The organism is Streptomyces sp. NPDC051320 (assembly GCF_040682175.1).
Taxonomy (GTDB): domain Bacteria; phylum Actinomycetota; class Actinomycetes; order Streptomycetales; family Streptomycetaceae; genus Streptomyces.
Genome location: NZ_JBFBAL010000013.1, coordinates 19,444 through 43,916, shown reverse-complemented (window position 1 = coordinate 43,916; position 24,473 = coordinate 19,444). Strand labels below are relative to the sequence as shown.

The window sequence follows — 24,473 nt, the reverse complement described above, 5'->3', positions numbered from 1 at the left end:
ACCTATCCGGCCCGTCGGTGCACCTTCGCCCGCGACCGCTTTTCGACGTACATCCGCTGGTCGGCGGAGCGCAGCACCTCTTCGACGGTCATCCCGCAGCTCGCCCAGCCGATGCCGAAACTGGCTCCGACGCGCACCGCCCTGCCGTCCACCCTTATGGGCGGGATGATGGCATTCCGCAGCCGTACGGCCAGGTCAGCGGCGTCCGCGGCGGCGAGGCCGTCAGCCAGGACGACGAATTCGTCACCTCCGAGCCGCGCGACGGTGTCGCCGTCCCGCACGCCGGTGGCGAGCCGGCGTGCGACCTCGATGAGAACGGCGTCACCGGTGTGGTGCCCGAAGCGGTCATTGATCGACTTGAAACCGTCCAAGTCGCAGAAGAGCACCGCGAGCCCCTTCGTCCCGTCCTCGGCGTCGTCCGACGGAGGGACCAGATGGTTCGGGTGGTCGTAACCACCCGCGACGGCCGCCGCAGCCGCGAAGTCGAACCGGTGACCGCCGGAGTCCGTGGTCGACAGGCTGCCCTGCTCGTATGCCGCGTCCAGCGCCTCGATCGCCGTCTCGCGCACCGCGTCGGGGCGCGCGCACAACCGGGCGCTGAGCCGGGAGCGCAGCTCGGCGCTGTTGGGCAGCCCGGTCAGTGAGTCGTGCGACGCGCGGTGGGCCAGTTGCAGCTCATGGCGCTTGCGCTCCTCGACGTCCTCGACGTGGGTGAGCAGGAAGCGCGGGCCGTCCGTGGTGTCGGCGACCACCGAATTGCGGAGCGACACCCAGATGTACGACTCGTCGCGCCGCCGCAGCCGCAGCTCGGCCCGGCCCCCCTCGGCGGACGTACGGAGCAGCGTGCCCACGTCCTCGGGGTGCACCAGATCGGCGAACGAGTACCGGCGCATCGCGGAGGCGGGCCGACCCAGCAGCCGGCAGAGCGCGTCGTTCGTCCGGAGCAGCCGCCCGTGCTGGTCGCCGCCCATCTCCGCGATGGCCATACCGCTCGGGGCGTACTCGAAAGCCTGCCGGAAGGATTCCTCACTGGCCCGCAGCGCCTGCTGCTCGCGCTCCAGCCGGACGAGGGCCCGCTGCATATTGGCGCGCAGCCGGGCGTTGGTGATCGCTATCGCGGCCTGGAACGCGTACATCTGCAGCGCCTCCTGGCCCCAGGCGCCCGGGCGCCGGCCGTTGCGCGGCCGGTCGACGGAGATCACACCGACGAGCTCCCCGCCGGACGCGTCGGTCGCGTACATCGGAGCGAAGAGCCGGTCGTCCGGGTGCCACTCGTCCTCGAAGCGCGGCTCGGGTCCGCTGTTGTGCCAGTGCGGCACGTCGTCCTGGTCGAGCACCCAGCCCTCGGTGTACGGGATGAACCGCAGCGCCCCCCAGGCCTGGCCCATGGCGAGCCTGCGCTCCCAGGACGCGCGTGACCCGACGCGTCCGGTCATCAGCGCGGCGGCGGAATCGTCACCGGCGAGCGCCGCGACGATCAGGTCGCCGTCCGGCCGCACGAGGTTGACGCAGGCAAGTTCATAGCCGAGCCCGGCCACGATGCCGTCGGCCACGGTCTGCAGGGTGTCCGCCAGACTGCGTGCCTGATTCAGGTTCGCGACCGCTTGATGCAACTGCCGCAGGGTCGCAAGACGGACGTACGGCTCCGACTCGGTCTCCATTGCTCGCTCTCCCCGAGAAAGACCTCGACAGCAACTCCAGGGTTCTCCATCGGCGCTCTTGGTGCAGTGTCTCCGCCACTGAATCACAGTGAGCTGTTCGGCAGGTACACAGGGTCAACAATTTATCGCCGTCGTGACCCAAGTCACATCAGAGCATGAAGGGTCATTTGAGAAACAGCGGAAAACGCCTGTCGATTCTTGAACGCCGGTCCGTGCCGCCGGTCCTTCGGGTCCTCCTACCGACCTGGTCCTCCGGCCCGATGCGCACCGGGCACGCCCCGGCTAGCGTTCCTGATGTGTTCCAGATGCAGACGATCCCCACCCCGCGCACCGAGCCCATCCCCCATCCTGAGGGGGTGAGCAACGACGACTTCCGCGCCGCGATGTCCCGCCTGAGCGCAGGTGTGGTGCTGGTGACGGCGCACGACGCCGACGCCGGACCACGCGGCGAGGACGCCGGGATGACCGCGACGGCGTTCATGTCGGTGTCGCTGGACCCGCCCCTGGTGATGGTGAGCGTACGGAACGGCTCCCGGATGGACGACCTCCTCGCCGAGCAGCCGCTCTGGGCCGCGTCCCTGCTGGCCGAGAGCCAGCACCACATCGCCGGCCGCTTCGCGATGAAGGGCCGCATCAGCGACCGCCTCCTCTTCGCGGACCTCCCCCTCACCCGCGGCGAGACATCCGGCGCCCCTCTGGTCGACGGCGCCCTGGCAACCCTGGAATGCGCGACCGAACAACGCGTGGTGGCCGGCGACCACACCCTGGTCATCGGCCGCGTACTGACCGCGAACGTCCCCCCCACGGAGGGCGGCCCCCTGACCTACTTCCGCGGCCGCTACCGCCACCTGGGCTGACTCACCGTCAAGGCCCCGACCCCGGCGGCCCCGTCGGCAGCCCAGCCCTCACCGGTCCCGGCGGATCCGTCGACACCGGCCGCCCCCAGCTCCCGGCGGGACCCATCCACCCCAGCCCCCACCAGCCCGGCCGGCGCTTGAGGCCACCCGAACACCAGCCCCCACCAACCCCGGCCGGACCCATCCACCCCAGCCCCCACCAGCCCGGCCGGCGCTTGAGGCCACCCGAACACCAGCCCCCACCAACCCCGGCGGCGCTCGAGGACAAGGCCCACGCCCGGAGACGGGCAGCGCGGCTCAGTCCCAGCCGCGCCCCGCGCGGCCCCTCTTCGTGTCCCCCCGAGCCTTCTTGTTCCGCAACCGCCGCTCATTGATCCCGCGAGGGATCTTCGTCGCACGCCGCGGCTTCGGCGGCGGCGCGGTCGCCTCCGCGAGCAACGAGGCCAGCCGGACCGCGGCCATCTCCCGGTTTCGCCACTGCGACCGGTGCTCGGACGCACGGACCGAGACGACACCGCCCACCAGCCGGGAGGCGAGCCGCTCCAGGGCACGCTCCTTCCAGACCGGCGGCAGCGCTTCCGTGTTCGCGAGGTCGAAGCGGAGCTCGACCTGTGAGTCGGTGGTGTTGACGTGCTGGCCGCCGGGCCCCGACGAGCGCGAGAAACGCCACATCAGCTCGGCCTCCGGCAGGGAGACCGAACCACGGACGACATAGGGACCGGACATGTGATCCATGGTCGCTGGTACGGACCCGTCCCGTCACCCACTTTTCGGTGCCGGGTAAAGAAAGCAAAGAGACCTGGAACCACCCGGTCCCCTGCCGACGTTATGCCGGATGACGGTAGCTTCGTGACCGCACGAAGCCCGCACATCGCAACGGAAAGGGACATCCCCATGGCTGTAAGCCTGTCCAAGGGCGGCAACGTCTCCCTCACCAAGGAGGCCCCGGGCCTGACCGCCGTCACGGTCGGCCTCGGCTGGGACGTCCGCACGACCACCGGCACCGACTTCGACCTCGACGCCTCGGCCATCGCGGTGAACCCGGAGGGCAAGGTCTACTCCGACAAGCACTTCGTCTTCTTCAACAACAAGGTCACCCCGGACCAGAGCATCGAGCACACCGGTGACAACGTCACGGGCCAGGGCGAGGGTGACGACGAGCAGATCAAGGTCAACCTGGCCGCGCTGCCCGCCGACATCGAGAAGATCGTCTTCCCGGTGTCGATCTACGACGCGGAGAACCGCTCGCAGAACTTCGGCCAGGTGCGCAACGCCTTCATCCGCATCGTCAACCAGGCCGGCGGCACCGAGATCGCCCGCTACGACCTGAGCGAGGACGCCGCCACCGAGACCGCCATGGTCTTCGGCGAGCTCTACCGCAACGGCGCCGAGTGGAAGTTCCGCGCCGTCGGCCAGGGTTACGCCTCGGGCCTCGTCGGAATCGCCCAGGACTTCGGCGTCAGCGTCTGACACCCCCTTCCCCGCACAGCGCCTGAGCCCCCGGCAGCCCCTGAGTTCCAGTGGTCGCCGGGGGCTCAGCGCGTTTGCTCGTGTCGTTACCCCGTAGCCCGGCATGCGACAGGATCCCCGCGGTGACTCAACTGCCGCAGGCACAGCCCACAGTCGTCGCCGCGGACCCTGCGGTCTCGGCGCTCTCCGTTCCGGCGGCGCCGGACCGGCCGGCACAGCAGGCGTCACCGCCCCCGACGGGGTTCTTCCCCAGCTGGTCGGCGTCGGCCTTGACGACGTAGACCTCCCACGGCTCCTTGCCGGGGCCGTGGACCCACACCTTGTCCTGGAGCGCGTAGCAGCACGACGTGTCGTTCTCCTCGAACGTGGCGAGCCCTGCGTCCTTGAGGCGGGTGGCCGCCGCGGCGACGTCGTCCGTGCCGGCGACCTCGACGCCCAGGTGATCCAGGCGGGTGGCCCGGCCCGGCTCGCCCTCGATCAGCACGAGCTTGAGCGGCGGGGTGGTGATGGCGAAGTTGGCGTAGCCGGGGCGGCGCTTGGCGGGCTCCACGCCGAACAGTTTGGAGTAGAAGGCCACCGACCCTTCGAGGTCGGCGACGTTGAGTGCGAGCTGGACACGCGACATGACCACTCCCTGAACGCGTTGTATTGACGTCTGTCGATTCAACCTTGCGCCTTGAATAGAAAAACGTCAACATAGAAGCATGTCGAAACAAGAGCTTGTGGTGCTCGGCCAGGAGCCCGGCGGATGCTGTCCCGCCCTGCTGACCGCCCCGCTGGAGGAGAACCAGGCCGAGACACTGGCGAAGGTCTTCAAGGCGCTGGGCGATCCGGTGCGCCTGCGGCTGCTGTCGATGATCGCCTCTCGCGCGGGCGGGGAGGTCTGCGTCTGCGACCTCACCCCGGCCTTCGAGCTGTCCCAGCCGACGATTTCCCACCACCTCAAGCTGCTCAAGCAGGCCGGGCTCATCGACTCCGAGCGGCGCGGGACCTGGGTGTACTACCGGCTGCTGCCCGAGATGACCGACCGCCTCGCCGCCGTCCTCACCCGCCCCGCCGGAGAACCGCTGCCCGAGCCCGCCGGGTCCGCGTCGCCCACCGGGGCCGCTTCGTGAGCACCGGGACCACCACCACGGCCGCGGCGGGGTCCGCAGGGCCGATGACCGGGCGCCTGTCGTTCCTCGACCGGTACCTCGCCGTATGGATTCTCGCCGCGATGGCCGTCGGCCTCGGACTCGGCCGTGCGGTCCCCGGCCTCGGCGACGCACTCGCCCGGGTCACCGTCACCGGCGTCTCACTGCCGATCGCGCTCGGCCTGCTCGTGATGATGTACCCGGTGCTCGCGAAGGTCCGTTACGACCGGCTCGACACCGTCACCCGCGACCGGCGCCTGCTCATCCCGTCCCTGGCCCTGAACTGGCTCGTCGGACCGGCCCTGATGTTCGCCCTCGCCTGGCTCTTCCTTCCTGATCTGCCCGCGTACCGCACCGGCCTGATCATCGTCGGCCTGGCGCGCTGCATTGCCATGGTCATCATCTGGAACGATCTGGCCTGCGGCGACCGGGAAGCGGCCGCCGTCCTGGTGGCACTGAACTCGGTGTTCCAGGTCATCGCCTTCGGTGTGCTCGGATGGTTCTACCTGACCGTGCTGCCCGGTTGGCTCGGCCTGGAACAGACCGCACTCGACGTCTCGGCGTGGCAGATCGCCCGCTCCGTGCTCATCTTCCTGGGCATCCCGCTGCTGGCCGGGTTCCTCACCCGCCGTCTGGGCGAGAGGGCCAAGGGCCGGGTTTGGTACGAGTCGAAACTGACCCCCAGGATCGGCCCGTTCGCGCTGTACGGGCTGCTGTTCACGATCGTCGTGCTGTTCGCCCTCCAGGGCGACGCCATCACCTCCCGGCCCCTCAGCGTCGCTCGGATCGCGCTGCCCCTGCTCACCTACTTCACCGTGATGTGGGCCGGGTCCATGGTCATCGGCCGCGCCGCCGGGCTCGACTACCCGAGGACCACCACGCTGGCGTTCACCGCTGCGGGCAACAACTTCGAACTCGCCATCGCGGTCGCCATCGCCACCTTCGGCGCCACCTCCGGCCAGGCCCTCGCCGGAGTGGTCGGCCCCCTCATCGAGGTCCCCGTCCTCATCGGCCTGGTCCACGTCGCCCTCGCGGCCCGCCGCTTCTTCCCTCACCCCGACCCGGCCGACGAACCGGCGTCGTCGCCGAAGGCCGCCGCCCGTGTCCACGTGAAGGACCAGCGCACCCGTCAAGCGGCACGTGAGCAGCCCGAGTAGGTCCGGGTGGGGCCTCTTCCTTGGTGACAGTCCGTCACCGAGCGACGGTCCGGGAGCTGCGGAAGGTCCGGCGGTAGGTGTCCGGGGGCACGCCGATGGCGCGGTTGAAATTCCGGCGCAAAGTCGTCGCGGTGCCCATACCGGTTGCCGCCGCGATGGCGTCGACGCTGTCACCGGTGGTCTCCAGCAGCTCCTGGGCGCGCCGGATCCGCTGGTTCAGCAGCCATTGCAGCGGGGTCGTGCCGGTCGCCGACCGGAAGTGGCGACTCAGGTTGCGCGAGCTCATGTTCGCCTGGCGGGCCAGGTCCTCCACGTTCAACTCACGGGCGAGGCGTTCGATCACCCAGGGGAACAGCTCGGCGAGCGGGTGGTCGTCCTGGGCGGGCACCGGCGCGGTGACGAACTGAGCCTGGCCGCCGGCCCGGTGCGGTGGCACGACCAGGCGACGGGCGAGCGTGTTGGCGATCGCCGAGCCGTGGTCCAGGCGGACCAGATGCAAACACAGATCCATCGCAGCGGCCTTGCCGGCGGAGGTGAGCACGCTGCCGTTGTCCACGTAGAGCACGTCCGGATCGACCTCGACCTGCGGGTAGCGGGTGGCCAGGGCCTGAGCGTGCGCCCAGTGCGTGGTCGCACGTCGGCCGTTCAGCAGGCCTGCGGCGGCCAGCACGAAAGCGCCCGTACACAGGGAGACCACCCGTACGCCCGCCTCGTGGGCCGCGCGCACAGCGTCGACCAGGTCGGCAGGCGGGTCCTCGTCGACATCGGCCCACCCGGGGACGATCACCGTGTCGGCGTGCCGGAGTCGGTCGAGCCCGCAGTCCGGCTCCAGCAGGAACCGGCCGACCCGAACCGCGCCCGGTCCGCACACGGTAAGGCTGTACCAGGGGTCGGCCACGCCGGTCAGGTTGGCACCGAAGACCTCGTACGCCAACGACAGCTCGAAGTGCAGCATCCCGTCGGTGACGGCCAGTGCGACAGTACCCATGTCTGGAATTGTACGGGCCATGGCGTTCCGGACACTGGCGTTGCTCAGCCGCCGACACCAGGATCTGCACAGCTGATCGTTCGGCACGAAAACGGGAGAACTGATGACATCGGGTCAGACGGTGGCAGTGTTCGGCGCCTACGGGCACACCGGGCGCTTCGTGGTGGCGGAGTTGCGCGAGCGCGGGTTCGTCCCGCTGCTGTCCGGACGCGATGCGAACAAGCTGCGGGAGCTCGCGGCGTCCCACCCGGGGCTCGGCCACCGGCCCGCTTCGGTCGACGACCCGGCCGCACTCGACCGCGCACTGGCCGGCGCGGCTGCGGTGATCAACTGCGCCGGGCCCTTCGCCGTGACCGCCGCTCCGGTGATCGAAGCGGCACTGCGCGCCGGGATCCCGTACCTGGATGTGGCAGCCGAGATCGAGGCCAATCTCGACACGTTCGCGCACTTCGCGGACCGCGCTCGGGCTGCGGGTGTGGTGGTCGTCACCGCGATGGCCTTCTACGGCGGACTCGGCGACCTACTGGTCACCGCGGCGATGGCCGACTGGACGGCGGCCGACGAGGCGCATATCGCGTACGGGTTGAGCGGTTGGCACCCCACAGCCGGGACCCGCACCGCAGGTACGGTCTCCCGGCAGCGCAGAGCTGGCCGGCGCATCCGCTACAGCCACGGCCGACTGGAGTACCGCGATGACGCCCCGCCGACCCTGAAGTGGCCCTTTCCCGAGCCGATGGGTGCCCGGGCGGTGATCGGCGAGTTCACCATGGCCGATGTCGTCACCGTCCCCAGCCACCTGGCCATCCCCGAGGTGTGCACCTACATGACGGTCGAGGCGGCGGGCGACCTGGCGACTCCGGACACACCGACGCCGACGGCGGTCGACGAGCGCGGGCGGTCCGCGCAGACCTTCCTCGTCGACGTCATCGTGCGGGCCGGCGGCACGGAACGGCGCGCTTCAGCGAGCGGCCAGGACATCTACGCCATCACGGCGCCGCTCGTAGTGGAAGCAGTCCACCGCGTCCTCACCGGACAGACCAGGACGGTCGGCGCCGCTTCCGCAGGCGCGCTCTTCGACGCCCCCGGCTTCCTCCGCGCCCTGTCCCCGCACATTTCGCTCGAACTGCGTCAGTAGGCCCCCGGCTACGCGACCCGACGGTCGAAGCCGGGACGACGTCTGCCGCTGCCGATGTGACAGAGCTGCTGTCACATCCGCGGCGGCCGAGCACAGGCCGGGTCGCCGGACTCAGGCGGGGAACTCGCCGCCCTTGACCGCGGTGACGAACGAGGACCAGCCGCTCGCAGGGAAAAGCAGGGCGGGGCCGTCCGGGTCCTTCGAATCACGGACGGGGACGGCAGCGGGGAGGCCGTCGATGACCTCGAGGCAGCTGCCCTGATCAGCCCCGCTGTGACTCGATTTGCGCCACCCGCTCACGGCGGAGGCGCGGGGAATGTGGCGCTCAACTGTCATGGTCTCCGTATTCCTTCGCTGTTGCCCTCAGGAGGGCCAGTGACTCCTTCAGCGGCAACGCGTCGCTCAGTGCGAGATCGTATGTGGCCTGGTACCGCTGGACCAAGGACGGGGAGTCGTGAACCTTCCCGGTAAACAAGCCCTCTGCATAGGCCACCGGAGGCTGATCCTCGAACCACATGAGCGTGAGCTGACCCTGTAGGAGCATGTAGCCCCCCATAGCGAACGGCATGACGTGCACCCGGATACGCCCGCTGTCGGCCAGGCCGGCGATATGCGCGAGCTGCTCCGCCATGACTCTTCGCCCGCCGAAGGGGCGCCTGATCACCGCCTCGTCCAGTAACGCCCACAGCACCGGCACCACCGTGTCAGCGAGCACACCAGCCCGGTCAAGCCGTGTGACAACGGCCCTGTCACGCTCCGCGTCACTCAGCGGGGGAAAGCTTGTGCGCAGAACAGCATGTGCGTACGCCTCGGTCTGAAGCAGGCCGGGGACGAACGACGGGGCGAACTCCCGGATTACGACCGCCTGCTGCTCCAACTGCCGCGCCGCCTCGAAGTGCTCCGCGACCGCCCGCTCGTCCCCCTTCGGCAGGAAGCTGAGTAGCACGTTCCCCGTGTTCAGTGCCTGGTCCAGCCGTTTCGCATCCTCCTGCGAAGGGATGCGGCGCCCCGCCTCGATATGCGAAATATGCGAGCGGGTCATCACCGCCGTGTCGGCCAGGCACTGCTGGGTCAGCCCGGCCGCTTCCCGCTGCTGCCTGACCCAGTCACCGTAAGCATTACCCATGACTTAACTCCCCCGTGTGACAACGCACTTGTCACCTTTGACCTACTTGCGAGGCTACGCGCTGTCACTGGACTCTGGTCTCGAACGGCGACATCGCCCGCCGCTGTGCGGATGAGCCCACGCGAGACCCCCGCGACCGTGTCACGACGGCCCGGGGGCGTGGCCAACCTGAAAAGAGCAGGTCGACATGGTCCAAGTTATCGCCCGCCTCATCGAGCCGCTCCTACGGCTCCTGTTCCCCGCCTCGGGGTGCCACAGAAGCAGTCCAGGACGCACCGCCCCCACCGCAACGCGGACCGAGGGCCCGACCGTGCGGCGTACCGGATCCCGTGCGCTGCGCGGTGAGGACAGCGCGTTGGTGCACCCGTACCTGGTCGCCCACGAGCAACGCCAGGAGGAACAACGCCGGCGGGCCCGGCGGCGCGCACTGTGGCTGGCGGTGCACGGCGTAGACATCGGCCCGCGGGTCATCCACGGCGTGGAGGTGACCGCGTGACCGGCCGCACGGACGCGCCCCGACTGCTGCCGTGGCGCACCATGGAGGGCAAACCTGCCTACCTGGTGGGCGACGGCACGGGCTACCTCTCCCGGGTCGCGGACAACATCGAGAGCGTGCAGCTCGGCATGGCGAGCGACCTCCTCGGCCACGCGGCCGACATGCTCGCCGACCGCACGGCCACCCCGCACCAACTCCGCTTCGTGCTGGCCCGGATGACCGAATCCCTCACCGACGTACACCGCATCGCGACCAGTAGAGGAGCCCGCCTCCCCGCGTCCGCCGACGAAGACCGGGACGGCACCGACGAAGAGCGATCGTGATGGGATCCCTGGAGGGAGACGTATATGGCGGATATGGGGAAGGGAACCGAGCCGATGGGCGAGGAGACGGCATGCAGGAGTGCTACGGAAACGTATCTGAACGTGCGCGAGGTGGAGAGCCTGGCGCGCCAGGCCCACGCGCAGCAGACCGACAAGGCGGGCCGGCCGTATGCGGAGCACCTCGCCGCGGTGGCGAACGGCGTTTCCGCGCGCGGCGGATCCGATGAACAGGTCGCCACCGCCTGGCTCCACGATGCCGTCGAGGACGGGGCGCTGTCCCGGGAATGGCTGTCGGAAGCCGCACTGCCGCCCGGTGTCAAGGCCATGGTGCTGGCCATGACCAAACAGCCGGGCGAGAGCCTGGACGACTACGCCGAACGGATTCTCAGCGTGCCCGGGGCGCTGCTGATCAAAGAGGCTGACATCGCGCACAACTCCGACCCCGACCGCCTGTCCGTGCTGGACCCCGCAACGAGGGACCGCCTCACCGCGAAGTACACCCGAATGCGACGGCTGCTGGGGTTGGCCACAGGCTGAACTCCGATAACCGTGCGCCCCCTCACGGCCGCACCGGCCGGTCCTTGCCGTAGAGCCAGGCGTCCCAGAGGGCGGTCAGGTTCGCGCCGGTTTTCTTCTCGGCGTAGCGGGTGAAGTCCTGGGTGGACACGGTGCCGTAGCGGTGGTCGTGGACCCAGCCGCGGACCAGTGCGAAGAAGGCGCGGTCCCCGACGGTGTCGCGGATCCGCTGGAGGACCATCGCGCCGTGGCCGTACACCGGGGAGGCCGAGATCTCCTTCGGAGACGGTGGCTTCGCGGGCGGGAAGGCCCAGTTGGCCTGCCGGTCGTAGGCGTCGTTGAAGTGGTCCCGCACGCTTTCGCCTCCGTGGTCCGCGTCCCAGAGCCACTCGGCGTACGTCGCGAACCCCTCGTTCAGCCACATGTCCTGCCAGGACTTGGGCGTCACCGAGTCCCCGAACCACTGGTGGGACAACTCGTGCACGAGGGTCGGCAGGTCGAACTGGTTGGCCGGGAGCACCGGCTTGGTCTGGGTTTCCAGGGAGTATCCCGCCGAATCGGCGGGGCCGACGACGGCGCCGGTGGAGGCGAAGGGATAGGCCCCGAACTCCTTGCTCTCCCAGGCGATGATCTCCGGGACACGGGCCAGCACCGCGGCGCTCTCCTTCTCGTCGGCCGGCTCGACCGCGGTGAAGACCGGCAGCCCGGAGGGAGCCTTGTAGGAGTGCGTGCGGTAGGGGCCGATCGCCACCATCGCCAGGTAGCTGGCCATCGGCTCGGCGCTGTGCCAGTGGAAGGCCGTGCGGCCGCCGCTGGTCCGGCGCGAGGTCAACCGACCGTTGGACACCGCCTGGAGGCCGTCGGGGACGGTGATGGTGATGTCGTAAGTTGCTTTGTCGGACGGGTGGTTGTTGCCGGGGAACCAGGCCATCGAGCCGGTGGGCTCGCCCAGCGCGAGCGCGCCGTGGGCGTTCGGCAGCCAGCCCTCCTCGGAGGAGTCCGGGTCGGTGATCGTCCTGGGTGTGCCGGAGTACCGCACGACGGTACGGAAGGTGTGGCCCCGGTCGATGTCGTGGTGCGGACGGAGGGTGAGCTCGGTGCCCGCCCGGTTGGCCGGCGCGTAATCGCCGTCCACGGTGGCGCCCGCCACGGTCATCCCGGCGAAGTCCAGGTTGAACGCCGAGAGGTTCTGGGTGGCCCGGGCGGTGATCGTCGCTGTGCCCTTGATACGGCCGGTGTCCCGGTCGTAGTCGAGCTCCAGGCCGTAGTGGCTGACGTCGTAGCCGCCGTTGCCGAGGCGCGGGAAGTAGGGGTCGTGCAGGCCCGACGCGCCGGGCCTGCCGTGTACGCCGGAGCCGCAGCCGGCCAGGACCAGCAGCAGGGCGGCGGCGATCGCGGTGGGGGCGGCCGTGCGGCGTATGCGCTGGTCCATAGCCGTGATCCTAAGAGGGCCGGGCCGGTCCTGCCCCTCCCGGTCGCGTGACACCATCGAACCGTGCTCGACATCGGCTACTCCCTCTCCCGGCGCTTCCCCGACCCCCCGCAGACCGACTACCGGCGCGCGGACGTCCACGCGCTGCGCCACGACCTGTTCTGCGGTGACGTCTATCTCGCGGACACCCGGACGGACCGCGAGGTGTCCACAGCCTGGGGATGGGTGCCGGTGCTCGACTTCGCCTGGGCGCTCTGCGACATCGTCGAGCAGGTCGACCGGGATCCGCGCGGCAACCGCGCGTCGCGGCCGCAGCACGCGGAACTGGACTTCACCGAGTCCTCGGACCGGATGCTTTTCGAGCGGCGGTTCGGGTGGGTGGACGTGGCGGCGGACTGGATGCCGGCGGACGAGGCGCCGCTGACGTTCGGGCATGCGGTGCTGCGGCGGGAAGCACGGGATTTTCTGCATGACCTGGTCGCGGATCTGGCGGACATGCATGAGGGGCTGGCGGACAATCCGGTGGTGTGGGACCTGCAGGCGCGGTTTCCGCGGGTGTAGGGGGCGCCTGCGGCGGGCTTTTCGGGGCTCCCGCCCCGGGCCCTGGCTCCTCAATCGCCGGAGGGGCTTGATTTTGGCCTGCGTCGCCTTGATTGTGCCGACCGCATGCAAGTTTTGTACCTGCGCGTGCAAGCCCTGCTGCAGCAAAACTCAGCCCCTCCGGCGATTGAGGAGCGGGCCGCGGGGCGGAGCCCCGGAAGCCCCCGCCGCAGGCGGCTACGCTCCGGCCGCCTCCACCCGTACGCCCACCTGCGCGGCGAACGCCGGTGCCAGTGCCAGCAGTTGGGCGGGGCTGATCACCGCACCGGACAGCCGCTCCACACCGCGGGCGATATCGAGCTCGGAGACCGTGCGCAGGTCCACGTCCTTCATCGCGACGCCGGAGAAGTCCACCCGGCGCAGTGAGCAGCCGGCGAACTCGACCCGCTCGAGGCGGGCCCCACCGAAGTCCGGCTCGGAGAGCACGCAGCCCTCGAAGACGACGTCCTTGAGCCGCGCCTCGCGCAGGTTCAGATAGTCGATCTTCCCGCCGCGCACCACCACCCGCTCCAACACCGCGCCGTGCAGTTGGACGCCGCCGAGCCGGGCGTCCACCACTTCGACGTCACGCAGTGCGGCGCCGGCGAAATCGGTGCCGACTCCCCGGGGGCCGGTCAGTATGCAGTCGATGAAGCGGGAACGCACCAGCTCGGTGCCGTCCAGCACGCACTCCTTGAGGGCGCAGTCCATGAAACGTGCCCCGGCGCCCGACTGGCCGGTGAAATTCTGCGAGGTGAATTCAAGTCCGTCATAATCGCCGTCCGGCTCAAGTCCGTGCCCCTGAAAGGGGCTGAGTGGCGGGAGCCGGACTTCCGGCCGCCTCACCAGTGGTGTCCTCTTCGCACCGCTCCTCGCTGCCATACCTCCCATGGTGACCTACACCTCTGACATCGCGACCATTCGAATGTCACATCCGCGTCACCGCATTCCGTCCGGTTGGCAGGAAGTGTTCATTGAAGTTCCTTCGAACTCGGTGAAAGTTCATTGAAAGGGAGACGGACCATGCACCGGATCACTGTCATAGGTGGCGGTTTCGCCGGACTCACCGCAGCCATCACCGCGGCCGAGGCGGGCGCCCGGGTGACTCTGCGGGAGGCGCACGACACCCTGGGCGGGCGAGCCAGAACGGCTGAAAGCCGATACCTGGCCAATGACGGCCCGCACGCCCTCTACAGCGGCGGCGCGCACTGGGCGTGGCTGAAGCGACGCGGTCTGCTGGGGCCGGTCGCCCCGGCGCCGCTGCCCGAAATACGGCGGTTGCGGCTGCATCTGCACGGCGCGCTGCGCAGGACACCGCCGCTCGCCATGGTGCGGCTGCTGCGCCGGACGGCCGCCCAGGCTCCGGTGGACCGTGACTTCACCGACTGGGCGACCGGTGAGGTGGGCGAGGAGGGCGCCCGCGCCGCCGCGCACTACGCGGGCGTCGCGCTCTACCACCACGATCCGGGATCGCTGTCCGCCGCGTTCGTGCACGCCCGGCTCCGCCGCGCGGTCTCGCTGCCGCCCGAGGCGCACTTCCCGCGCGGCGGCTGGGGTGCACTCATCGAGCGGATGGCCGGCCGGGCCTGGGATCTCGGTGTACGGATCGAGACCTCCGCCCGGGTGCACGAACTCCCCACCACGCGCGGGCCGGTGATCGTGGCGACCTCGCTGGACGCGGCCCGCCGGCTGCTCGGCGACGACAGCCTCCGCTGGGAGAGCGGCCGCACCACGCTGGTGGATGTGGCGATCGAGTCCCGGCGCGGGGACGCCTGGATCATCTCCGATCTGGACGCCCCCGGCTGGGTCGAACGCTTCACCGCCCAGGACACCACGCTCGCCCCGGCCGGTGAGCAACTGATCCAGAGCCAGCTGCCCATCGCGCCGGATCAGTCCAAGGCGGACGGTGTGGCGCACGCGGAACGCCTCTTCGACCTGGGGTTCCCCGGCTGGCGCGAGCGGGTCACCTGGCGGCGGTCCTCCGTAGCGGCCGGCCGTACCGGTGCGGTCGATCTGCCGGGCCGCACCTGGCGCGACCGGCCGGCCGTGCGCCGGGGCGGCGACGTGTTCCTGGCGGGCGACCAGGTCGCCGCGCCCGGGATGCTCGCCGAGGTCTCGTTCAACAGCGCGATCGAGGCCACCACCCTGGCTTTGGCCTCGAGCAGACTCGAGGTTTCCCCGTAGCCGGTCATGGCAGCACGGAACGGAACCCACCAGGGCGAAAAGTACCGTTATGTGGTCCCATGGAGCGATGAGCGACCCGGCGATATCTCCTCCGGGACCTTCTGGCGCCCCGGAAGCCAGCGCACCCGACCCGCACCGCTGGTGGGGCCTGGCCGTGATCGCGACGGCCCAGTTGATGGTGGTTCTCGACGCCACCATCGTGAACATCGCGCTGCCGTCCGCGCAGCGCGATCTGGGCCTCACCGACGCCAACCGCCAGTGGGTCATCACCGCGTACACCCTGGCGTTCGGCGGGCTGCTGCTGCTCGGCGGCCGGATCGCCGACCTCGTCGGCCGTAAACGCACCTTCGTCATCGGGCTCATCGGCTTCGCCGCCGCGTCAGCCATCGGAGGCGCGGCCTTCAACGGTTCCATGCTGTTCGGCGCCCGCGCCCTCCAGGGCGTTTTCGCCGCGATCCTGGCGCCGTCCGCGCTGTCGCTGCTCACCACCACCTTCTCCGACGGCAGGGACCGCGCGAAGGCGTTCGGCATCTATGGCGCCATCGCCGGTTCGGGCGCCGCCATCGGGCTGCTGCTCGGCGGCATCCTCACCGAGTACCTCGACTGGCGGTGGTGTCTGTACGTCAATGTGCCCATCGCGGTGCTCGCCGTCTTCGGCGCCTCCGCGCTGCTGCACGACCGGGCCGGCCACCGCGAGGTCACGCTGGACATCCCCGGTGTGATCCTCGGCTGTGGCGGCCTCGTCGCCATCGTCTACGGGCTGAGCGAGGCCCAGGCGCACGGCTGGAGCTCCCGGCTGGTGCTCGGGCTGCTCATCGGCGGTGTCGTCCTGCTGGCCGTGTTCACCTGGTGGCAGACGCGCGCCGAGCGGCCACTGCTGCCGCTGCACATCATCAGGAACCGGGACCGCGGCGGCTCGATGCTCACCATGTGTCTGGCGATGATCGGACTGTTCGGTCTTTTTCTCTTCATGACGTACTACCTGCAGACCATCCTCGGCTACAGCCCCATCCGCAGCGGCCTCGCCTTCCTGCCGATGTCCGCACTGATCATTCTCACGTCCACCCAGGTGGCGGCGCGACTGCTGCACCGGGTACCGCCGCGGCTGCTGATGGGGCCGGGGCTGCTGATCGGCGCCTGCGGGATGTTCAGCCTGACCTTCATCGGCACGCACTCCAGCTACGTCACCCACGTCCTCCCGGGCACCCTGCTGATCGGCGTCGGGATGGGTCTGACCTTCATGCCGGTGATGGCGACGGCCACCGCCGGGGTGGCCCAGCGGGACTCCGGTGTCACCTCGGCGTCCGTCAACACCGCCCAGCAGATCGGCGGCTCCATCGGTACGGCGCTGCTCAACACCATCGCGACCACCACCACCGCCAACTGGCTGGCCGGCCGGCTGCCGGGCGCGACCAGCAAGCTCGAGAAAGCACAGCTGGTGAAGAGCGGTGTGGTGCACGGCTTCACCGTGGCCACCGGCTGGGCCGCGTTGATCATGCTGGTGGGCGCGGTGCTCGCGGTGCTGCTGGTGTCCGCACACTCTCCGCGCCGGAGCGAGGCGGCAGCCGCGGAGGCCCTCACCCCTTGAGGGTCACGCCCCCAGCGCCGCCAGCGCCCCGTCGGTGAGGCGGTAGACCGACCATTCGTCCTGCGGCCTGGCGCCCAGCGCGCGGTAGAAGTTGATGGACGGCTCGTTCCAGTTCAGTACGGACCACTCCAGGCGCTCGTAACCACGCTCCACGCAGGTCCGCGCCAGTTCCTTCAGCAGCGCCTTGCCGTAGCCGCCACCGCGCAGCTGCGGGCGTACGTACAGGTCCTCCAGGTAGATGCCGTGCACGCCGCGCCAGGTGGAGAAGTTGAGGAACCACAGGGCGAAACCGGCAATCTCGCCCTCCGGCGTCTCGGCGATGAAGGCGAACGCCGCCGGGTGCTCACCGAACAGTGCCTCGTGCAGCTGGGCCTCGGTGGCGCGTGCCTCGTCCAGGGCCTTCTCGTACTCGGCGAGCTCCCGGACCATCGTGTGGATCTCGGGCACGTCGGCTGCGGTGGCGTAGCGAATCATCAGTGCAGACTAACCGCTAGATGCACCATCCGACTAAGGTCAACGGCCGCATCGCCGCTCCACCCTTTCGCCCCGGCCGGTCACCCGACTGCCGGTCATCCGGGGGATGGCGGCGGTCGTTCTTCTCGTGTGACGCCACCTGAACCCCTCTCCAAACCGCCGGCCCGATCCTTCACCGCCGGATCCCGCACCGCTGGATCCCGCACGGCTGCGACCCGGCCGGCACCGACGGTGAGGCAGGAGGCCGGCCATGTATGACCGTCGGGAAATCTTCGAGTCGTACCCGGGGCCCTACCAGGAGACGTACCAGGGGTCGTACCAGGAGACGTACCCAGCGCCGCACCAGGGGACGTACTACGGGCCACTCGACCCGGACGAGGGCATCGTCCCCACCACGCACTACGCCGACATGATGCACACCCAGGAAACGTTTACGCCGCAGGACGTGCACGACTTCGGACAGGTACTGAACCTGGACGAGGAACTGGCCGAGTTCATGCGCGCCTCCGCGGCGGAGGCGGCGCCCGCCGCACCGGTCGCGCCCACCCCGCCGTTCCCCCGCCCGGGCTCCCATGACCACCGCAAACGGCGCGCACCGCGCTTCCACCGGCCGGCCGGGTGGACCTGGCTGCGCATGATCAGTTTCGCTCTCGCGGCGCTCACCGCGGTCATCGTCGCCATGGTCAGCGCCTTCGGCGCGGTCGTCTCCTATGATCCGCTGCGTCTCATCGCGGCCACCTCGGTACCGGACAACCTGGCGAAGTGCTGGCCGCTGCTGATCTTCGGCCCCTGGCTGGTCGCCTCGCTGTCCGTCCTGCGGGCCACCCTGCACCACCGCACCGCCCCGCAGGGCTGGGCGCTGGTGGTGCTGTTCTCCGCGCTCGCGGCGGTGCTGTGCGTGAGCCACGCGGACAAGACGCTGTCCGGCATCGCGGTGGCGTGCCTCCCGCCGATCACCGCCCTGACCTGCTTCCACCAGCTCGTCAGGCAGATCACCCTCACCCGCACACCCGTTCGCCCGGCCGGCATTCGCTCCCATCGCGCCACGCCGTGACCGCCACGCCGACCAGCACGCCGTGACCGCCGCACGGCGCGGCGCGGGCCAGCACAATCGACCTCATGACCCGCGCCCTGCACGCCGTCCGCTCGTACATCCGCAGCGCACCCGGCACCTACATCTGGCTGGCGGTACTGCTCGGTACCACGATCGCGCTGCACCAGCTGCCGCCGGGGCACGAGCGGGCGTTCCTGGACAGGCGCTCCACCAACATCCACGAGCTGTCCGTCCACCCCGTCCGGGTGCTGATCCAGAGCGCCATGTGGATCGGCAGCGGCCACTGGGTCCCCTATGCCGTGCTCTACACCCTCTTCCACGCCCAGGCCGAACGCTGGATCGGCACCGCCCGCTGGCTCGCGGTCGCCGCCAGTGCGCACGTCTTCGCCTCCTTCATCAGCGAGGGTGCTCTGCTCTGGGCGATCCAACTCGGCCACGCCCCGAAGTCCGCGGTCAACACCCTTGATGTGGGCGTGAGTTACGCGCTGGCCGGCGTCATCGGCGTACTGACCTACCGGATCACCACGCCCTGGCGGTACGGATATCTGGCCGTGATCCTGGTCGGCACCGCACTACCGCTGGTCACCGCACGCACCTTCACCGACCTCGGGCACTTCACCTCGGTACTGATCGGCCTGGCCTGGTATCCGGTCACCCGCGGACGTCCGCGAACCAACCCGGCGAGAGCACTCCACGCGGCCCGGCGCTACGCTCCCGGCAACCGCCGGCGGGACACCGAGCGGTCCGGATCCAGGAGTCAGAGGTCTGTATGAGCACCGTCAACGGCCCCAGCCACGGCAGCCACAGCACCGCCAACGGCGGCATATCGTTCTGGTACGCGGGCCAGGGCGCCCCGCTCGCCCGCGAGCCGCTGCCCGGCGACGCGACCGCGGACGTGGTGATCGTCGGCGGTGGATACACCGGGCTGTGGACGGCGTACTACCTCAAGAAGGCCGTTCCCTTCCTCAACATCACCGTGCTGGAAGCCAGGTTCTGCGGCTACGGCGCGTCCGGCCGCAACGGCGGCTGGCTCTACAACGGCATCGCCGGCCGCAACCGGTACGCGGAACTGCACGGCCACGAGGCGGCGGTCCGCCTCCAACAGGCCATGAACGACACGGTGACCGAGGTCATCACCACCGCGGCCGACGAATCCATCGACGCCGACATCCACCGGGGCGGCGTCCTCGAGGTCGCCTACACACCGGCCCAGCTGCAGCGCCTCAAGGCGTTCCACTCGGTGGAGGTGGCCTTCGGCGAGAAGGACCGCACCCTGCACGGCGCCCGCGAGACCGCCGAGCGGATCAGGGTCAACGGGGCGGTCGGCTCCACCTGGACCCCGCACGGCGCCCGGCTGCACCCGGCGAAACTCGTCAAGGGCCTGGCCGAGACCGTCGAGGCGCTCGGCGTCACCGTCCACGAGTCGACACCGGTCACCGAAATCCGGCCCAAGCACGCCGTCACCCCGTACGGCACGGTCCGCGCCCCCTATGTGCTGCGCTGCACCGAGGGATTCACCGCCGGTCTCAAGGGCACGCACCGCAGCTGGCTGCCGATGAACTCCTCCCTGATCGCCACCGAGCCGCTGCCCACGTCCGTCTGGGACACCATCGGCTGGGAGGGCCGGGAGGCCCTCGGCGACATGGCCCACGCGTACATGTACGCACAACGCACCGCCGACGACCGGATCGCTCTCGGTGGACGCGGCGTCCCGTACCGCTACGGCTCGAAGACGGACAACGACGGCCGCACCAGCCCCGCCACCATCGAGGCGCTGCGCGAGATCCTTGTCCGGTTCTTCCCGGCCACCGCGGGCGTACGGATCGACCACGCCTGGTCAGGGGTGCTCGGTGTGCCCCGTGACTGGTGCGCCACCGTCACCCTGGACCGGTCGACCGGCCTCGGCTGGGCGGGCGGATACGTCGGCTCCGGAGTCGCCACCGCCAACCTCGCGGCCCGTACCCTGCGCGACCTGATCCAGCAGGACTCCGGGCAGTCCGGCCCCACCGACCTCACCACCCTGCCCTGGGTGAACCACAAGGTCCGCGACTGGGAGCCGGAGCCACTGCGCTGGCTCGGCGTGCACGGCATGTACCGGGCCTACCGGGCCGCCGACCGCCGTGAACTCACCGGCCGCAGCACGGCCACCGACCGCATCGCCACCCTCGCGGACCGCATCACGGGGCGCTGAGGCCGTCGCCCCCGTACAGCGAGAAGAAGTACTGCGACGCGATAGCGCCGCTGAAGTATCTGCGCACCGTGCCCGACACCTTCGGCGGTAAGCACCTCGGTTCGCTGGCCGGCTGGCCCGACAGCCGGCTCGCCGACGCGCTGTACACCTGCGGGCTGCCGGGCCTCGGCACCGACGAGGCCGTCACGACGGCGAGCGGGAACCTCGGCGAACTGGTGACGACCTTCCCCCGCTCCCCGCAGGCGGGGAAGGTGGAGCCGGCCATCAGCTCCCGGATCGACCAGGCCGCCAAGGGCCTCAAGGGCGACGAGCCCTGCGCGGCGACCGAGCGACTCCGCACCCTCAGCAGCCAGGCCACCGCGCTGCCCGGCAGGAAGGACGCCGTCGGCCGTGCGCTGCGCCGGGACTCCGAAGCGGCCGAGAAGAAGGTGCAGGCGGGTACGTACGCCTGCGGCGTCGACGAGTACGAGGACGGCGACTTCGACGCGGCGCTCGACACCATGAACGGCTTCACCGACCAGTACGAGCACGACGAGAACCGGGCCCGCGCCCAGAAGATAGCCATCGCCGCGGAGATCGCCCAGGACGAGCCCGCGGCGGGCAAGCACCTGCCCACCACGGCCTCCGGCGGCAGCATCCCGGTCACCATCAGCAACGACAGTCCCGACGAGGTGGAGATCCTCTACACCGGTCGCTCGACGACCGGCGCCGGCACCAACACCGCCGAGATCCGCTCGGGTTACACCTACACGGAGTGCGCGTACGTGGTGCGGAGCACCGGGTCGGGCTACGCGTCGTAACGCCCGGACGCCTCGCGAGACCGGTCCGTGCGGGGCCGGTCCTGTCCCGTGCGTCCGGACGCGGCCGGTTCGACCCTGGACGTCGACGGCGTCCTCGACCGGGTCCGCGACCCGCCAGATCTTCAGCACCTTGATCCGGGCGGTGTGCGGCGCCGTACCGTCGTAAGGCTCGTGCAGCCCCAGCCCCGGCTTGGTGCCGTCAGTGTGAACACCCGCACGTACCGGTCCGCCGGGTCGGTACTGATCCGTACATGCCCGCGCGGGAATCGTACGGCGCACCGCCGGACGGCACCGGGCTCGGGAGTCTCCGCTCAGAACGTGCTGCCGTCCGGGAACGCGTCCCGCCCGGCCGGCACATCGGGCAGGCTGAGCGCCGGATCGTCCGCCGCCCGGTTCAGCGCCCGGAGGCCCGCGACCAGGCCGGACCGTACGTCGACGGGCAGTCGGCCCACCAGCGCGGCGACCTCCCGCTGCCGGTGCTCCAACACCGTACGCACCAGCGCGGCGCCCTCGGCGGTGGTCCGCAGCACGACCTCCCGGCGGTTGTCCGGGTTGACCTTGCGGTCCACCAGGCCGCCCGCCTCCAGCCGGTCCACCATCCGCATCGCCGTCGACGCGTTGACCTCCAGCGTGGCCGCCAGCGACGCCAGCTTGACCGGTCCGCCGGTCTCCAGCACCACCAGCGTCCGCAGCTGCGGAAGGGTCAGCGCACTGCCCGCCTCGGCCAGGGCCCGCGCCGAGAGACCGACCAACAGCTTCGCGACAGCCATCACCGCCGCGGTGACCTCGTCGGTCTCCGCTGTGAGTCCGGTCGCTGTGTTCCCGCCGCTCGCCCCTTGCGGTTCGCCTGTCACGATCCGTCCACCGCTCTCTTCGGCCGGTCTGTCGGGCCGGCCCGTTCACCCAGCTCAGCTGGGCGCGACTAACCATTGCAGTCTGCAATGGTAGTCTTGACGCTGTTCCTACCGCTCCAGTATCCGGGCTTCCGACTACGGCGCCGCTGCGCGCCACGGACCGCCCACACCTTTCTGCCGCCCTCCGCACAGGGCATCGGCAGCTTCTCCAGGGCAATGACGCCCGCTTCCGCCATCGGGTGAGCCACCCAGGGGCGCCGGCACCGCTGTATGCGGAGCGCCGACGGCCCTGCTCGTGCGCGCCCATGACGGACTGCCCCTGCCTGCACCACCGACGGAGGTACCCCCGTGACCACGCCCGACCACACCCGGAAACCCGAGCGTGCCCCCGGAGAACACGCGCCGCCATCGCCCGCGGCCCGCCCGGCGCGCCCGGCGCACCCGCCGAAGATCGCGAGCCTGGGCGACTTCCACGTCCCGCCCCGGGTCGCGGTGATCGCCGCCCTCGCCCTGCCGGTCGGCGCGGCCGCCGCCCTGGTCGCGGTGGGCCTGCTCAAGCTGATCGCCCTGTTCACCAACCTCTGCTTCCACGGCCGGTTCTCCTTCGGCAGCTCCACCCCCGGCTCCACCTCCCACTGGTGGCTCGTCCTCTTCATGCCGATCGTCGGCGGCCTGGTCATCGGGCTGATGGCCCGGTACGGCTCGGAGAAGATCCGCGGTCACGGCATGCCGGAGGCCATCGAGTCGATCCTGGTCGGCGGCAGCAAGGTCCAGCCGCGGCTGGCCGTACTCAAGCCGGTCTCGTCGGCCATCGGCATCGGCACCGGCGGACCGTTCGGCGCCGAGGGACCGATCATCATGACCGGCGGCGCGGTCGGCTCGATCCTCGCCCAGTTCCTGCACGTCACCACCGACGAGCGCAAGACCCTGCTGGTCGCGGGCTCCGCCGCGGGCATGGCCGCCACCTTCAACTCGCCACTGGCCGCGATCCTGCTCGCCGTCGAGCTGCTGCTCTTCGAATGGCGTCCGCGCTCGTACATCCCCGTCGCCGTCGCCGCCGTCACCGCGACCCTGGTCCGGGAACCCGTCCTGGGCTCCGCCCCGCTCTTCGGCGGCGCGCACGTCCCGGTCCAGCTGCCGCTCTCCGCGTACGGCCTGTGCCTGGTGGCCGGACTCGCCGCCGGGGTGCTCGCGCTCGGCGCCACCGCCCTCGTCTACTTCTCCGAGGACCTGTTCGCCAAGCTGCCGCTGCACTGGATGTGGTGGCCTGCCATCGGCGGCCTCATCATCGGCGTCGGCGGCCTCATCGAACCCCGCGCGCTCGGGGTGGGTTACGACGTCATCGACCAGCTGCTGACCGGCCGGGCGACGGTGGGTCTGATCGTCGGCATCCTGGTGGTCAAGACCCTCATCTGGGGTCTCTCACTCGGCTCCGGCACCTCCGGCGGTGTCCTCGCCCCGATGTTCATGATCGGCGGAGCGCTCGGAGCCGCCGAGGGCCTGATCTTCCCGACCGTCAGCCCCGGCTTCTGGGCACTGGTCTCACTGGCCGGAGTGCTCGGCGGCGTGATGCGCTCCCCGCTGACCGGCATCGTCTTCTGCCTCGAACTGACCCATGAGATGAACGCGATGCTCCCCATGGTGATCACCGCGTCCTCCGCCTACCTGCTCTCGGTGATCGTCCTCAAGCGGTCCGTCCTCACCGAGAAGCTCGCCCGCCGTGGGCTGCACCTCACCCGGGAGTACTCGGTGGATCCGCTGGAGGTCCACCTCGTACGCCAGCTGGAAACGCCCATCACCGCCACCTTCCGTACCGACGAGACCGTGGCCGACATCAAGCGCGAGCTCAACGCCCCGCACGGCAGCCACGACTTCGACGGCTTCCTCGCCCAGCGGCTCTACCCGGTCATGGACCCGGCCGGCCACTTGGCCGGCATCGTCACCCGCTCCGACTTCCTGCTCAGCTCGCCCGACGACCGCACGCCGCTGGGTGAACTGGCCCGGCCCGCGGTGACCGCGTACAACGACGAGACGCTGCGGACCATCGCCAACCGGATGGCCACCCACCACGTCACCCGCGTCGTGATCGTCGACCGCGCCGACCCCGACCGGCTCGAGGGTCTGCTGAGCCTGCGCCAACTGCTGGAGGCCCGCCGGATCGACCAGCACGAGGAGCACCACAGCGAACGCGTCCTCACCCTCGTCCCCCGCCGCTTCCGTCCGGCCACGGCGTCGGGCCCCAGCGTGGTGGTGGCCCAGTCACCCGGACCGGTCGCGCCGGCGACAGAACGCCGCGACGCGGTGAAGCAGGACGTGTAGCCAAAAGGGACCGGCGGCGACAGCGCCCGGACCCGACGGAGCCCGAACGAGGGGCGGTTGACGCGCGCGTCGCCCGCCCCTCGCGGCGGTCCTCGGAGGCACCCTTGTCAACGCCCTGAACGCCTACCCGACTGGC

Annotated in this window: 26 protein-coding genes; 16 read left to right on the top strand and 10 right to left on the bottom strand. The window is 70.3% G+C overall.

Annotated features, from left to right (window positions below; all coding sequences use genetic code 11):
* Window positions 1-2: 2 nt before the first annotated feature.
* Window positions 3-1,661 (bottom strand): diguanylate cyclase CdgB, encoded by a 1,659-nt coding sequence (gene cdgB / locus AB0M87_RS26015; RefSeq protein WP_365856955.1) that lies wholly within the window; start codon window positions 1,659-1,661, stop codon window positions 3-5.
* Between the two features lie 305 nt (window positions 1,662-1,966).
* On the opposite strand from cdgB, the gene AB0M87_RS26010 reads away from it, so the two are divergent.
* On the top strand, window positions 1,967-2,518 hold the full coding sequence (locus tag AB0M87_RS26010) for a flavin reductase family protein (RefSeq protein ID WP_365857255.1): 552 nt from the start codon (window positions 1,967-1,969) through the stop codon (window positions 2,516-2,518).
* A gap of 297 nt (window positions 2,519-2,815) precedes the next feature.
* Here the strand turns inward: AB0M87_RS26010 and arfB are convergent, their stop codons facing one another.
* Entirely contained in the window at window positions 2,816-3,253 is a 438-nt protein-coding gene (arfB, locus tag AB0M87_RS26005) for an alternative ribosome rescue aminoacyl-tRNA hydrolase ArfB (RefSeq protein ID WP_365856953.1), read from the bottom strand.
* Window positions 3,254-3,412: 159 nt separating this feature from the next.
* Here arfB and AB0M87_RS26000 point away from each other — a divergent pair, with 159 nt between their 5' ends.
* Complete coding sequence (locus AB0M87_RS26000) at window positions 3,413-3,988, top strand: TerD family protein (RefSeq protein ID WP_365856951.1); 576 nt, start codon at window positions 3,413-3,415, stop codon at window positions 3,986-3,988.
* 127 nt (window positions 3,989-4,115) lie between these two features.
* Here AB0M87_RS26000 and AB0M87_RS25995 read toward each other — a convergent pair whose 3' ends face one another.
* On the bottom strand, window positions 4,116-4,613 hold the full coding sequence (locus tag AB0M87_RS25995; protein WP_365856949.1) for an ArsI/CadI family heavy metal resistance metalloenzyme: 498 nt from the start codon (window positions 4,611-4,613) through the stop codon (window positions 4,116-4,118).
* Between the two features lie 79 nt (window positions 4,614-4,692).
* Here AB0M87_RS25995 and AB0M87_RS25990 point away from each other — a divergent pair, with 79 nt between their 5' ends.
* Window positions 4,693-5,103, top strand: coding sequence for a metalloregulator ArsR/SmtB family transcription factor (locus tag AB0M87_RS25990; protein WP_365856947.1), 411 nt, complete (start codon window positions 4,693-4,695; stop codon window positions 5,101-5,103).
* 44 nt (window positions 5,104-5,147) lie between these two features.
* Complete coding sequence (arsB, locus tag AB0M87_RS25985; RefSeq protein WP_365857253.1) at window positions 5,148-6,278, top strand: ACR3 family arsenite efflux transporter; 1,131 nt, start codon at window positions 5,148-5,150, stop codon at window positions 6,276-6,278.
* Between the two features lie 34 nt (window positions 6,279-6,312).
* On the opposite strand, the gene AB0M87_RS25980 is transcribed toward arsB, so the two are convergent.
* Window positions 6,313-7,266 (bottom strand): helix-turn-helix domain-containing protein, encoded by a 954-nt coding sequence (locus tag AB0M87_RS25980; protein ID WP_365856945.1) that lies wholly within the window; start codon window positions 7,264-7,266, stop codon window positions 6,313-6,315.
* 103 nt (window positions 7,267-7,369) lie between these two features.
* On the opposite strand from AB0M87_RS25980, the gene AB0M87_RS25975 reads away from it, so the two are divergent.
* Window positions 7,370-8,401 (top strand): saccharopine dehydrogenase NADP-binding domain-containing protein, encoded by a 1,032-nt coding sequence (locus AB0M87_RS25975; RefSeq protein WP_365856943.1) that lies wholly within the window; start codon window positions 7,370-7,372, stop codon window positions 8,399-8,401.
* Between the two features lie 111 nt (window positions 8,402-8,512).
* Here the strand turns inward: AB0M87_RS25975 and AB0M87_RS25970 are convergent, their stop codons facing one another.
* Both AB0M87_RS25970 and AB0M87_RS25965 read right to left on the bottom strand, forming a co-directional pair.
* Window positions 8,513-8,737: a DUF397 domain-containing protein gene (locus AB0M87_RS25970; RefSeq protein ID WP_365856941.1), complete on the bottom strand. Its 225-nt coding sequence runs from the start codon at window positions 8,735-8,737 to the stop codon at window positions 8,513-8,515.
* Window positions 8,727-9,527 (bottom strand): helix-turn-helix transcriptional regulator, encoded by an 801-nt coding sequence (locus AB0M87_RS25965; RefSeq protein WP_365856939.1) that lies wholly within the window; start codon window positions 9,525-9,527, stop codon window positions 8,727-8,729. The genes AB0M87_RS25970 and AB0M87_RS25965 overlap by 11 nt, the downstream gene beginning before the upstream one ends.
* Window positions 9,528-9,837: 310 nt before the next feature.
* On the opposite strand from AB0M87_RS25965, the gene AB0M87_RS25960 reads away from it, so the two are divergent.
* The 3 genes from AB0M87_RS25960 to AB0M87_RS25950 are packed head-to-tail and all read left to right on the top strand — an operon-like array spanning window position 9,838 to window position 10,883.
* Window positions 9,838-10,023, top strand: coding sequence for a hypothetical protein (locus tag AB0M87_RS25960; RefSeq protein ID WP_365856937.1), 186 nt, complete (start codon window positions 9,838-9,840; stop codon window positions 10,021-10,023).
* Window positions 10,024-10,064: 41 nt separating this feature from the next.
* Window positions 10,065-10,346 (top strand): hypothetical protein, encoded by a 282-nt coding sequence (locus AB0M87_RS25955; RefSeq protein ID WP_365857251.1) that lies wholly within the window; start codon window positions 10,065-10,067, stop codon window positions 10,344-10,346.
* A 54-nt stretch (window positions 10,347-10,400) separates the two neighbouring features.
* Entirely contained in the window at window positions 10,401-10,883 is a 483-nt protein-coding gene (locus AB0M87_RS25950; RefSeq protein WP_365856935.1) for an HD domain-containing protein, read from the top strand.
* Window positions 10,884-10,905: 22 nt separating this feature from the next.
* Here the strand turns inward: AB0M87_RS25950 and AB0M87_RS25945 are convergent, their stop codons facing one another.
* Entirely contained in the window at window positions 10,906-12,294 is a 1,389-nt protein-coding gene (locus AB0M87_RS25945) for a M1 family metallopeptidase (protein WP_365856933.1), read from the bottom strand.
* Window positions 12,295-12,357: 63 nt separating this feature from the next.
* Here AB0M87_RS25945 and AB0M87_RS25940 point away from each other — a divergent pair, with 63 nt between their 5' ends.
* The gene (locus tag AB0M87_RS25940; protein WP_365856931.1) at window positions 12,358-12,855 is read left to right on the top strand and encodes a hypothetical protein; all 498 of its coding nucleotides are present in this window, start codon (window positions 12,358-12,360) and stop codon (window positions 12,853-12,855) included.
* A gap of 216 nt (window positions 12,856-13,071) precedes the next feature.
* On the opposite strand, the gene AB0M87_RS25935 is transcribed toward AB0M87_RS25940, so the two are convergent.
* A complete protein-coding gene (locus AB0M87_RS25935) occupies window positions 13,072-13,755 on the bottom strand; it encodes a pentapeptide repeat-containing protein (protein ID WP_365856929.1) in 684 nt (227 codons plus the stop codon).
* A gap of 141 nt (window positions 13,756-13,896) precedes the next feature.
* On the opposite strand from AB0M87_RS25935, the gene AB0M87_RS25930 reads away from it, so the two are divergent.
* Both AB0M87_RS25930 and AB0M87_RS25925 read left to right on the top strand, forming a co-directional pair.
* Window positions 13,897-15,057: an FAD-dependent oxidoreductase gene (locus AB0M87_RS25930; protein WP_365856927.1), complete on the top strand. Its 1,161-nt coding sequence runs from the start codon at window positions 13,897-13,899 to the stop codon at window positions 15,055-15,057.
* A 67-nt stretch (window positions 15,058-15,124) separates the two neighbouring features.
* Window positions 15,125-16,645, top strand: coding sequence for an MFS transporter (locus AB0M87_RS25925; protein ID WP_365856925.1), 1,521 nt, complete (start codon window positions 15,125-15,127; stop codon window positions 16,643-16,645).
* Between the two features lie 3 nt (window positions 16,646-16,648).
* On the opposite strand, the gene AB0M87_RS25920 is transcribed toward AB0M87_RS25925, so the two are convergent.
* Window positions 16,649-17,119, bottom strand: a complete 471-nt coding sequence (locus AB0M87_RS25920; RefSeq protein WP_365856923.1) for a GNAT family N-acetyltransferase — start codon at window positions 17,117-17,119, stop codon at window positions 16,649-16,651.
* A gap of 250 nt (window positions 17,120-17,369) precedes the next feature.
* Here AB0M87_RS25920 and AB0M87_RS25915 point away from each other — a divergent pair, with 250 nt between their 5' ends.
* The 4 genes from AB0M87_RS25915 to AB0M87_RS25900 all read left to right on the top strand — a co-directional run bounded on the left by AB0M87_RS25915 (window position 17,370) and on the right by AB0M87_RS25900 (window position 21,164).
* Window positions 17,370-18,173, top strand: coding sequence for a DUF2637 domain-containing protein (locus AB0M87_RS25915; protein WP_365856921.1), 804 nt, complete (start codon window positions 17,370-17,372; stop codon window positions 18,171-18,173).
* A 65-nt stretch (window positions 18,174-18,238) separates the two neighbouring features.
* Window positions 18,239-18,946 (top strand): rhomboid-like protein, encoded by a 708-nt coding sequence (locus AB0M87_RS25910; protein WP_365856919.1) that lies wholly within the window; start codon window positions 18,239-18,241, stop codon window positions 18,944-18,946.
* Complete coding sequence (locus AB0M87_RS25905; protein ID WP_365856917.1) at window positions 18,943-20,364, top strand: FAD-dependent oxidoreductase; 1,422 nt, start codon at window positions 18,943-18,945, stop codon at window positions 20,362-20,364. Before AB0M87_RS25910 ends, AB0M87_RS25905 begins: the two co-directional genes overlap by 4 nt.
* Window positions 20,365-20,432: 68 nt before the next feature.
* Window positions 20,433-21,164: a hypothetical protein gene (locus AB0M87_RS25900; RefSeq protein WP_365856915.1), complete on the top strand. Its 732-nt coding sequence runs from the start codon at window positions 20,433-20,435 to the stop codon at window positions 21,162-21,164.
* Window positions 21,165-21,475: 311 nt separating this feature from the next.
* Here AB0M87_RS25900 and AB0M87_RS25895 read toward each other — a convergent pair whose 3' ends face one another.
* Window positions 21,476-22,018: a MarR family transcriptional regulator gene (locus tag AB0M87_RS25895; RefSeq protein ID WP_365856913.1), complete on the bottom strand. Its 543-nt coding sequence runs from the start codon at window positions 22,016-22,018 to the stop codon at window positions 21,476-21,478.
* Between the two features lie 348 nt (window positions 22,019-22,366).
* On the opposite strand from AB0M87_RS25895, the gene AB0M87_RS25890 reads away from it, so the two are divergent.
* Window positions 22,367-24,337, top strand: coding sequence for a chloride channel protein (locus AB0M87_RS25890; protein WP_365856911.1), 1,971 nt, complete (start codon window positions 22,367-22,369; stop codon window positions 24,335-24,337).
* Window positions 24,338-24,473 lie beyond the last annotated feature (136 nt).

What these genes read in the sequence shown, in the direction of transcription:
- AB0M87_RS25920 (WP_365856923.1), bottom strand. Translation starts at nt 17,119, where the DNA reads ATGATTCGCTACGCCACCGCAGCCGACGTGCCCGAGATCCACACGATG.
- AB0M87_RS25945 (WP_365856933.1), bottom strand. Translation starts at nt 12,294, where the DNA reads ATGGACCAGCGCATACGCCGCACGGCCGCCCCCACCGCGATCGCCGCC.
- arfB (WP_365856953.1), bottom strand. Translation starts at nt 3,253, where the DNA reads ATGGATCACATGTCCGGTCCCTATGTCGTCCGTGGTTCGGTCTCCCTG.
- AB0M87_RS25930 (WP_365856927.1), top strand. Translation starts at nt 13,897, where the DNA reads ATGCACCGGATCACTGTCATAGGTGGCGGTTTCGCCGGACTCACCGCA.
- AB0M87_RS25935 (WP_365856929.1), bottom strand. Translation starts at nt 13,755, where the DNA reads ATGGCAGCGAGGAGCGGTGCGAAGAGGACACCACTGGTGAGGCGGCCG.
- AB0M87_RS25905 (WP_365856917.1), top strand. Translation starts at nt 18,943, where the DNA reads ATGAGCACCGTCAACGGCCCCAGCCACGGCAGCCACAGCACCGCCAAC.
- cdgB (WP_365856955.1), bottom strand. Translation starts at nt 1,661, where the DNA reads ATGGAGACCGAGTCGGAGCCGTACGTCCGTCTTGCGACCCTGCGGCAG.
- AB0M87_RS25970 (WP_365856941.1), bottom strand. Translation starts at nt 8,737, where the DNA reads ATGACAGTTGAGCGCCACATTCCCCGCGCCTCCGCCGTGAGCGGGTGG.
- AB0M87_RS25910 (WP_365856919.1), top strand. Translation starts at nt 18,239, where the DNA reads ATGACCCGCGCCCTGCACGCCGTCCGCTCGTACATCCGCAGCGCACCC.
- AB0M87_RS25925 (WP_365856925.1), top strand. Translation starts at nt 15,125, where the DNA reads ATGAGCGACCCGGCGATATCTCCTCCGGGACCTTCTGGCGCCCCGGAA.
- AB0M87_RS25955 (WP_365857251.1), top strand. Translation starts at nt 10,065, where the DNA reads ATGGAGGGCAAACCTGCCTACCTGGTGGGCGACGGCACGGGCTACCTC.
- AB0M87_RS25980 (WP_365856945.1), bottom strand. Translation starts at nt 7,266, where the DNA reads ATGGGTACTGTCGCACTGGCCGTCACCGACGGGATGCTGCACTTCGAG.
- AB0M87_RS25950 (WP_365856935.1), top strand. Translation starts at nt 10,401, where the DNA reads ATGGGCGAGGAGACGGCATGCAGGAGTGCTACGGAAACGTATCTGAAC.
- AB0M87_RS25915 (WP_365856921.1), top strand. Translation starts at nt 17,370, where the DNA reads ATGTATGACCGTCGGGAAATCTTCGAGTCGTACCCGGGGCCCTACCAG.
- AB0M87_RS25990 (WP_365856947.1), top strand. Translation starts at nt 4,693, where the DNA reads ATGTCGAAACAAGAGCTTGTGGTGCTCGGCCAGGAGCCCGGCGGATGC.
- AB0M87_RS25965 (WP_365856939.1), bottom strand. Translation starts at nt 9,527, where the DNA reads ATGGGTAATGCTTACGGTGACTGGGTCAGGCAGCAGCGGGAAGCGGCC.
- AB0M87_RS25975 (WP_365856943.1), top strand. Translation starts at nt 7,370, where the DNA reads ATGACATCGGGTCAGACGGTGGCAGTGTTCGGCGCCTACGGGCACACC.
- AB0M87_RS26000 (WP_365856951.1), top strand. Translation starts at nt 3,413, where the DNA reads ATGGCTGTAAGCCTGTCCAAGGGCGGCAACGTCTCCCTCACCAAGGAG.
- AB0M87_RS25995 (WP_365856949.1), bottom strand. Translation starts at nt 4,613, where the DNA reads ATGTCGCGTGTCCAGCTCGCACTCAACGTCGCCGACCTCGAAGGGTCG.
- AB0M87_RS26010 (WP_365857255.1), top strand. Translation starts at nt 1,967, where the DNA reads ATGCAGACGATCCCCACCCCGCGCACCGAGCCCATCCCCCATCCTGAG.
- arsB (WP_365857253.1), top strand. Translation starts at nt 5,148, where the DNA reads ATGACCGGGCGCCTGTCGTTCCTCGACCGGTACCTCGCCGTATGGATT.